Origin of the sequence: Photobacterium rosenbergii (genome assembly GCF_033022775.1) — a bacterium.
In the GTDB taxonomy this organism is placed as follows: Bacteria; Pseudomonadota; Gammaproteobacteria; order Enterobacterales; family Vibrionaceae; genus Photobacterium; species Photobacterium rosenbergii_A.
The window spans coordinates 1-1294 of sequence record NZ_JAWJZI010000044.1; the positions used below are offsets into that span (position 1 = coordinate 1).

At 45.1% G+C, this 1294-nt stretch carries 1 protein-coding gene; it reads right to left on the minus strand.

Features of this window, described 5'->3' with window-relative positions:
- Positions 1 to 4: 4 nt before the first annotated feature.
- Positions 5 to 1198 carry an ISL3 family transposase gene (locus R2X38_RS26595; RefSeq protein ID WP_317525345.1) on the minus strand — a complete coding sequence of 398 codons (1194 nt, stop codon included), beginning with the start codon at positions 1196 to 1198 and terminating at the stop codon, positions 5 to 7.
- Between the last annotated feature and the right edge of the window lie 96 nt (positions 1199 to 1294).

Sequence of the window (1294 nt, forward strand, 5' to 3'; positions counted from 1 at the left end):
AGGTTCATCTCGGATCTCCGGGGAAGACTGACCGAATTTTCAGAAAGAAGTATGCAGTATCACGATAGCCATAGGCCATTCGCTTCATTACTTTGATTTTGTTGTTCATCCCTTCCAACCGACAAGTATGAAGGGGATGCACAGCTGAAGCAGTAATTCCGCCTAGGTACTTTTTGAGCTTTTGGGCAAATTGGATGAGCGGTTGAACGCCGCTCTCCATTACCTGTTGCCACCATATCTCCCACAGCTTTTTGGCCTCATCCTGACTGCGGCAATACCAAAGATCTTTGAGTTGCTCTTTCATTAAGTAAACCACCATGAGGTCTTTGTTGGCTGTAAGTAACTCTTCCAGGTATCCAGCTTGTTTATCGTTCAGGTTGCTTCTGTTTTTAAGTAATACCCATCGCCCTCGCTTTACTCGACGCCGGGCTAGCTTGTCATGCTTGAGTTTGTTGGCACAGTCGACTCGGACACGGTCAATGACCTCCCGGCCATACTTGGCAACTACATGGAACAAGTCATAAACAACCATGGCATTAGGACAATGCTCTTGTACTTCCAAGTCAAAAGCCGTATTCATATCCATAGCGACAGCTTCAATCTGCTGGCAATAATCACCTAACATCTCAAAAAACGGACGTATGGATTCTCGGCTTCGCCCTTCATTAATCCAGAGTACTTGATGGGTATCCGCGTCCGCTATCACCGTGGCGTAGCGATGTCCCTTGAACAAAGCGAACTCATCCATAACTAAGCGCTTAACTTTGCTCCAGTCAGGCTCTTTAACTTCCCTTGCCAAACGCCTTTTATCGATGTTCTTGACCGTCGTCCAATGGAGCTTAACCAGTTCAGAAATATGCTTTATGGGAAGCTTGGTTAAAAGGTTTTCTACAAATAGGACCAAACGGGTTGTTTGTCTGGAGTAAGGCTCAAGCCAATTGATTTTTTCAGTGAGAATGCCGCATCGAGGACAACATAACCGTCTAACTGGAACCTTCAGAGTAACGGCATACTCCATGATACTTCTGTCTGAGACGGTTCTTATCGAAGTATCATGTACTTCAGCAGAAACTGAACCGCAATGGCATATTGGATGGCGAGTCGGAGATAAATGAATCGTAAGGGAGTCTGTATGCTGCTCAATCTTAGCAGGAGTAAATCCTTCCCAAAGAGGGAAAGGTAATGTAGTGTTTAGCATGTAAAAACGGTTGGTTGTTATAGTGTTGTTTGGCGATTACACAATAACGTATCCAACCGTTTTTCGTATCTGCTTCCCGCTAATCCGAGAAGAACC